The following is a 7,468-nucleotide window of genomic DNA, read 5'->3' as shown; positions in this document are numbered from 1 at the left end:
CCAGTAACATTCTTAGTCTTAGTTCTAGTGTAAGCTTTTGTACAAACCCGTCATGCATTGCCCCCAATACGGTTCGTTTAAGTAGAGATCTTTCTGACATTAGTCCGTGTAGGCGGACTTTGCATCATTAGCGGCGACTTCAGTCGCTGACTAACAAAAAGCGTATTGGGAGTTGATGGATTGAGATAACTCTGTTTGCATTGAGTCTCATCAGCAATTGCTCCACTACCTACCAACAGCCAAAAAAATCCCCTCCTCGGAGGGGTGCCCAACGGGCGGGGTGGGTAGATCTCCGCAGCTCACCCACCATCAAAGCGGGGGATTTAGGAGATAAATCGACTAACTAAATCTAGGTAACTCCAAACACGATAACTAAACCCAATACTGCGCCAAACACGATCAAGGCGTAGAATTGAGCGCGTCCGGTTTCGAGGTATTTTAAACCTTCACCGCCGAGTAATGTGGCTAAACCAGTCAGATTCACCGCACCATCGACGACGCGGTAATCGACTTCCATTACCTGACGGGCGATGCGGCGCAAGCCGATGACGAAGACGCTATTGTAAATATCGTCGATGTACCACTTATTCAGGGACAGATTATATAGTGCGGGAATTTTGGATGCGATCGCACTCGGATCGATTTTGCGGCTGAGGTACATTAGCGATGCTAGAGTGATGCCAATTAGACCGATGCCGACGGAACTACCTGCCATAACTAAGAATTCGTTGAGATCGAATTCGTGGGCGTGTTCTACCGCATGTCCGGGGGCGGAAATAAATGCCTCGAAGTAGTTATTAAACGGCGTACCGACTAAGCCAATCAGGGCGGAAGGAACGGCGAGAATGACTAGGGGTAAGGTCATGCTCCAGGGAGATTCATGGGGTTTGGAGGCATGAGCGTGACCGTGGGCATCATCATGACTGTGGTCGTCATGGGCATCGGCACCACTCGGACGGGCAGCGGCGAGTAATTGCTTTTGAATCTGTTTGTCATTGCCCCGGAAACTGCCCTCGAAGGTCGAGAAATACATGCGGAACATATAAAACGCGGTAACCCCAGCGGTGGCAAAACCAACTGCCCAGAGCAGCGGATTTGCGGCATATGTGGCACCGAGAATTTCGTCTTTAGACCAGAAGCCAGCGAAGGGGGGAATACCCGAAATTGCGAGGGTACCGATAAAGAAGGTACTAGCGGTGACGGGCATAAATTTCCGCAAGCCGCCCATTAGGCGCATATCCTGAGCGAGAGCGGGGTTGTGTCCGACGACTTCTTCCATGCCGTGGATGACGGAACCGGAACCGAGGAACATCATGGCTTTGAAGTAAGCATGAGTCATCAGGTGGAATAAGCCTGCGGAGTAGGCTCCGACACCCATTGCCATTACCATATAGCCCAGTTGGGACATGGTGGAGTAGGCAAGACCTTTTTTGATATCGTTTTGGGTAATCGCGATCGAAGCACCCAGAAAGGCGGTAACTGCGCCCGTCCAGGCGATCGTATTCATGGCGGTGGGGATGCCCTCGAAGACGGGATACATCCGCGCGATTAGGAATACGCCTGCGGCTACCATCGTGGCGGCGTGGATCAGTGCGGAAATGGGGGTCGGGCCTTCCATTGCATCGGGAAGCCAGACGTGGAGCGGGAATTGAGCGGATTTAGCAACTGGTCCCATAAACACGAGGATCGCAAATAAGGCGGCTAAACCGCCGCCAATTGCGCCCGATGCGACTAATTCTTGGAGTCTGTCGCCGATAATTTGGAAGTCAAAACTACCAGTCGCCCAGTAGAGTCCGAGCATCCCTAATAGTAAGCCAAAATCGCCGACGCGGTTGGTGACGAAAGCTTTTTGACAGGCATCGGCGGCGGCTTTACGATCGTACCAAAAGCCGATTAGCAGGTAGGAACACATCCCGACCAATTCCCAGAAGATATATACCTGGACGAGGTTGGGGCTAATTACTAAGCCCAGCATCGAGGAGCTAAATAAACTCAAGTAAGCGTAAAACCTCACGTAGCCGGGATCGTGGGACATATACCCGTGGGTGTAGATCAGCACCAACATGGCAACAGTCGTCACAATCACCAACATTAATGATGTCAGATGGTCGATCGTGTAACCCATATTCAGGTGAAAACTGCCAGCAGATGCCCATTCAAACGATTGCGCGTAAACGGGGTGTCCTTGAAATTGACTGGCAAGCAAAGCGAAGGAGGCAACCATCGCTGCCCCCATTAAGGAAATAATTAAAACTGCATTGAGATCTCGCAGTCCGTTGGTAAATTTATTGAGTGAAATCAATCCCAATCCGACTAGCATTGCCCCAGCAAGGGGAAATACTGGAATCAACCAGGCGTAATCGTATAGTGGTTCCATGTATGTAAGCAAAATCTAATAACTAAGGACGGACGAGCTAACTTATTGTCAAAGTTTGGCTGCTAATAAGCGAACATTCCGTCGATCGGGTGTTCTATGAGCAATTATACCGATCCCCACCCCGGCAATTAAACTTTTGTCACCAATCCTAATAGTGAATTAACTTTTTGAAGCATTTCTGGGGTCGAGAACCCTTTGTTGAGATAGTCGTTCGCACCCAGTCGCCGCGCTTCTTTACTCCATTCTGCCGAAGATCGCGAAGAAACAACCAGAATCGGCATCTCGGTGTTGGTTTGACGGATGCGATCGATTAGCGTAAACCCGTCCATATTGGGCATCTCGACATCGGTAATCATTAAATCTGGCTGCGGATTGGTTTGCAGCCAATTCAGAGCTTCTAGACCATCGTTGCAGGTATAGGTGATAAATCCATAAGTCTGAAGACTGGCTTCAAAACGGCGGCGCATCAGGGCGGCATCATCGACGACGAGAATGACTGGGCTAGAAGACTTGATGCGCTCGGCAGCGATCGTATCCTGACCATAATCGGTGGTGCGCTCGCCACCCTTGGCAAGTTTGGTTGTCAGTGCGATCGGATCGAGGATCGAAATTAATCGACCGTCCGATTGGAGGCTGACTCCGAGTAGTCCTGCTGGGGCAATTAGCGGACTGGGTAAGGGATTGATGAGCAGTTCGGCTTGTCCGAGTAAGTCGTCGGCGATCGACCAAATTTCGACACCATTAGTACCTTGACGAGTCCGAATACAAACGGCGGTATCGGGGAGCGATCGAGTAGCAAACTGCCAATAATTAGCTAAATCGAAGCCAGACACATCACCGCGATTGGTCGTCAACGTCCAGGCACATACACCAACATCATCTGTAGACATTGTGGCAGCAATCGAACTTAGTAATGCAGTTTCGAGGACTTCTTCGGTGGGGAAAGCCACAGTGCGATCGCCTACTTGGAACAGTACGCAGGGCACTAATAACTGCGGTGCCGGAACTTCGATCGTAAACTTAGTACCGCGACCAATTTCGGTATCCAGGCTTAATTTGCCGCCGATACTCGCCATCTGAGCGACGACGACATCCATCCCGACACCCCGCCCCGATACTTCGCTGACAGTGCTGCTAGAGCTAAATCCTGGCTGACAGAGGACGGCTAATAATTCGCTAGGTGTCGAAATTTTGGCAATCGGGAATCCTTTCGATGTGGCAATTCGCTCGATGGCGCGGGCATCGATCCCCTTACCATCGTCTTCGACTTCTAGCCGATAGCGATTTCCGCGCCGCTGGAGCGAAACCCAAATCGTCCCTCGCTCTGGTTTGCCAGCGGCTAGCCGTTGGGCAACGGTTTCTAAACCGTGGTCGTAGGCATTGCGTAATAGGTGGAGTAGTGCTGGTTCCAACTGCTGCACGATGCCAGCATCTAATTCTACTTGCTCGTTTTGGGCGATCAGTTCGGCGGGTTTGCCATAACGATTGGTCAGATCGCGTAAGATCGCCTTGGCGCGGAGCGTGAGATTCCGAAATGGGACGAGCCGACTGGTTTCAATTCCATCCTTGAGACGGAGAATACTGCGATCGAGATCGTCGAGATGGCTGTGGTTTTGATAAGCGGTTGTTTCGATTTCTTGACCCAATTCTGACATCCGCAGCATGTTTTCGAGCAGCCGGACGATCGTGGTATAACCTTGACGATAACGTTCGATCGAGACGTTATTGCTAGAGTCGCGATCGTCGCTGAGATTGCGGAGTAAGGCATAGTTATCTTGAAGTTGGCGCAGTCTGGTGACAAATTGAGAACTTTCTTGAGTTAGTACGCTCAATTGGCTCAGTTGAGATTGGAGACGGTTGGAGACGTTCGCCACCGCGCGGGCTGTGAGTAATGTATCTACTACTTGTTGTGCCGATCGATCCAACCGTTCGAGGGGTACGGGAATCGAAATCCCCCGTTTGACTTCTACCGCCGTATTAGTCGCGATCTGGGGATCTACGATGGCGGCAACTGGCTCGGCAGTCGCAAATAATTCATCTTCAATTAATGCAATTAAATCGAATTCATCTAATTCGGCTGATTCGGTAAAACAAGCGATCGCTGTGTCTGAGCCAGATGTTTCTGGCCCGATCTCAGGTACATCGACTTCAAGATCTTCATTGATAAAGAAGTCATCTAATAAGCCTGACAAATCCTGATTAGGTTCGATTGCTAATGGCGTAGCATCGAGCATGACTGGTTCCGAGATCGGCAGGGTAATTGCTGCAACTGGAGCTATTTCTTCGTCTAGGAAGAAGTCATCTAGTAAGCCTGACAAATCCTGATTAGACTCGATTGCTAATGGCGTAGCATCGAGCATGACTGACTCGGCAATCGGCAGGGTAATTGCCGCAACTGGAGCTATTTCTTCGTCTAGGAAGAAGTCATCTAGTAAGCCTGATAACTCTTCCTGCTGTGTGTCAGTAGATTCGATCGAAATATCGCCAAGATCGTTCGCGTAGCGTCTCTGGAAGAGAATCGAGAGATCCAGAATAGGATCGTTAAGAATATCTAATTCAATAGCTGGGACGAGACTAGCTTCAGCGGTAGTAATTATTAAAGCATCTAATCGATCGAGTTCGGCATCGCTAATCTCACCACTATTTTTGATACAGGTTTTGAGTACCTGAAAATATGGCAGCCAGATCGATCGCCATAATGAGCCATGAGGATTGTCAATTAACCGCTGTCCACGTTGCAGTAATAGCGTCCAGCCTCGATCTAATTCGAGTTCGGTGCCAATATGTGTAAGTTGGTCGATCGCAGCTTGCGCCGCGCTCATAATTTGCGGCGGAATATCACCCCGATCTGGAATATTAGCTAATTCCATTTCTAGATCCAAAACCACTAGATCGAAACCCTGTTCGGCAAATTCTTGATGAACTTGCTTCATTTCATTCCAGTCTGGTAAATAGCGGGTTTTAACCTGAGCGTGAAGAGTTTGCAGTCGTTGGATTGTCAACTGGGTGCGCTCGCCATCCTCTAAATCGCCATAATTAGCTGGCTCCGAAAGTTCCAGACAACTAGCCAGCAGTTCGCCAGCTTCTAGTAGTATTTTGCCCAAATCGCCATCATCGAGCGGTGGTGAAATTTCTAGGTATCGTAAATCTGAGAGTAAATCTTCGAGCGCGATCGCTCCATACAGCATACTATTTGCTTCAACCGTGACTGCACCACCTTTGATCGTATGAATCGCCCGGTAAATCGACTGAATATCCGCAATCCACGATGCTGGTTGCAATTGTTGGATGGTGTCAAAATATGTTTCTAGTTGTTGCTGGGTATCGACGAGAAACATTTCCCGCAACTCTTGCTGTAATTGTGCTTCGGCTGAATTGTCGGGTGTCATCGCGATGTTGGGTAAACTTAGGGTGAATTGGGGTGTCGATCGAGCAGTAAGTAATAAGTAATAAGTAATGAGTAATAAGTAACCCGATCTTTGGCGTAGCCTACCGTAGGTAATCGAATCTAAGAGGGCAAGAGTAGTTCGTATACTGCTGCTGGATTTTTGACGACGGTAGAATCGGCGGGTGGTAAAAAGTTGTGAAGTTCGCTGGGCGTGGCATCGTGCAATTTAAAAAACTCGACTCGATCGAGTAGATTGTGCGCCAGATGTTTGGTGATTTGGATCTGTTCTTGAGTGGCGATTGCTTTGTGTTCGGTGTTTTGAGCGATAACTCCGATCGCCTGAATTGCGGTCAGAGTGTCGCCAACCACCTGGATGATATCTTGACTGGAACTACTGACTCGTTCGCCGACGATGGCTACTCGATCGGTTACTAGTTGAATATTGGTAAAAGCCTGACGCGATTTACCCATCTCATCTGTGAATTTTTGGACTAGTCGATCGATATCGGCGATATCTCGATCGAGTCCGGAAGTCACAGTTTGAATCTGGTTGGTACGATGCTGGAGTGCAGCCAGACTGGTGTTATTATCTTCTGATAATTCATTAACGCGATCGGCAATAGTTTTAAATTCATGCGCCAGACTGGCAAACTGAGCGGGATCGCGCTCTGCTAATGCCCGTGTTGAAAGTAACGAAGCATTCAAGGCTAGTACTCGCGTCAGTGCGGCTACCCGCTTGCGATCTTTGGAAAACTGCGCGGCTAATTCGACAAATTCATTCAGAGTCTGCACCCGTTTGACAATCTGCTCGGTACTTTGCTGGAGCGAAGCAATCCCATCGGCCATCTCACTCATTTCTTGCTGACCTTCACTCAGCGCGGCTTGAGCCAATTCTACGGCATCGGTAGTTGCTAATGCTTGCTGATAGGAGTTCTCGCTGAGGCTATTGACTTGGGCGATCGACATTTCGATCTGTTGAATCGATCTAGTTTGGTTCTGCGCTTGATTAGCGGTAGAAACCGCTAATTCCTCTAGTCCCACCGCATTGAGAACTACTCGATCGGCACTGGATACGACTACGCTAATAATCTGATGTAACGACTCGATCGTCCGATTGAGCGTATCACCAATCAGCCCAGTCGATCTTTCGTTGACATCAGCCTGAATAGTCAGATTGCCATCTTCGAGCAAGTTGACGATATCGAGAATATGGCTGATATCTGTTTGGAGAGTAGCATTTTCTTGGGCGAATCGCGCCTGTTGCTCGGACAGCAATTGGTCTTCTTGCTGAAGTTTGTCGTTGAGCGCGACTAAACTGGCTTGAAATGTTTCAAGAGACTGGCGATCTCGTTCTCGATCGCGAATATAGCTGCTAACTACCAGCACGATCGACACACCCATCACGATCGATAGACCCAGGCTGAGTACTTCTAAAACGATCGCGTTCGATCTAGCCTGACTTTGGGCTTGAAGCTCATTTGCAGATGTAGTGCGAGGATTGGAGGCATTTACTTCTAACTGGGGTGATGTCTTATATACATTCCAAGTCGCAGCCCCCGTCAATCCCAAATTTAGACAAGTGGAGATGATAATCGTCTTGACTAGGTGCTTTTGGACAAAAGACTCGATCGGGGAAATTGTCGGTCGTTCGGGAGTCATAATTTTACTAGATGGGAGTAAGGAGATGGGAGTAAGGAGTAAGG

The 7,468-nt window shown here is 49.0% G+C and carries 3 protein-coding genes; all 3 read right to left on the bottom strand.

Features of this window, described 5'->3' with window-relative positions:
- Positions 1-349 precede the first annotated feature (349 nt).
- Complete coding sequence (locus RMO79_RS11390; RefSeq protein ID WP_310483275.1) at positions 350-2,377, bottom strand: NAD(P)H-quinone oxidoreductase subunit 5; 2,028 nt, start codon at positions 2,375-2,377, stop codon at positions 350-352.
- 128 nt (positions 2,378-2,505) lie between these two features.
- A complete protein-coding gene (locus tag RMO79_RS11385; RefSeq protein WP_310483274.1) occupies positions 2,506-5,766 on the bottom strand; it encodes a response regulator in 3,261 nt (1,086 codons plus the stop codon).
- A 119-nt stretch (positions 5,767-5,885) separates the two neighbouring features.
- Positions 5,886-7,424: a methyl-accepting chemotaxis protein gene (locus RMO79_RS11380; protein WP_310483273.1), complete on the bottom strand. Its 1,539-nt coding sequence runs from the start codon at positions 7,422-7,424 to the stop codon at positions 5,886-5,888.
- Positions 7,425-7,468 lie beyond the last annotated feature (44 nt).

The sequence above is a fragment of the Chamaesiphon sp. VAR_48_metabat_403 genome, assembly GCF_031422475.1.
Classification (GTDB): Bacteria; Cyanobacteriota; Cyanobacteriia; order Cyanobacteriales; family Chamaesiphonaceae; genus Chamaesiphon.
The sequence above is the reverse complement of the archived record's forward strand: the minus strand, read 5'-3'. Positions and strand labels throughout refer to the sequence as shown.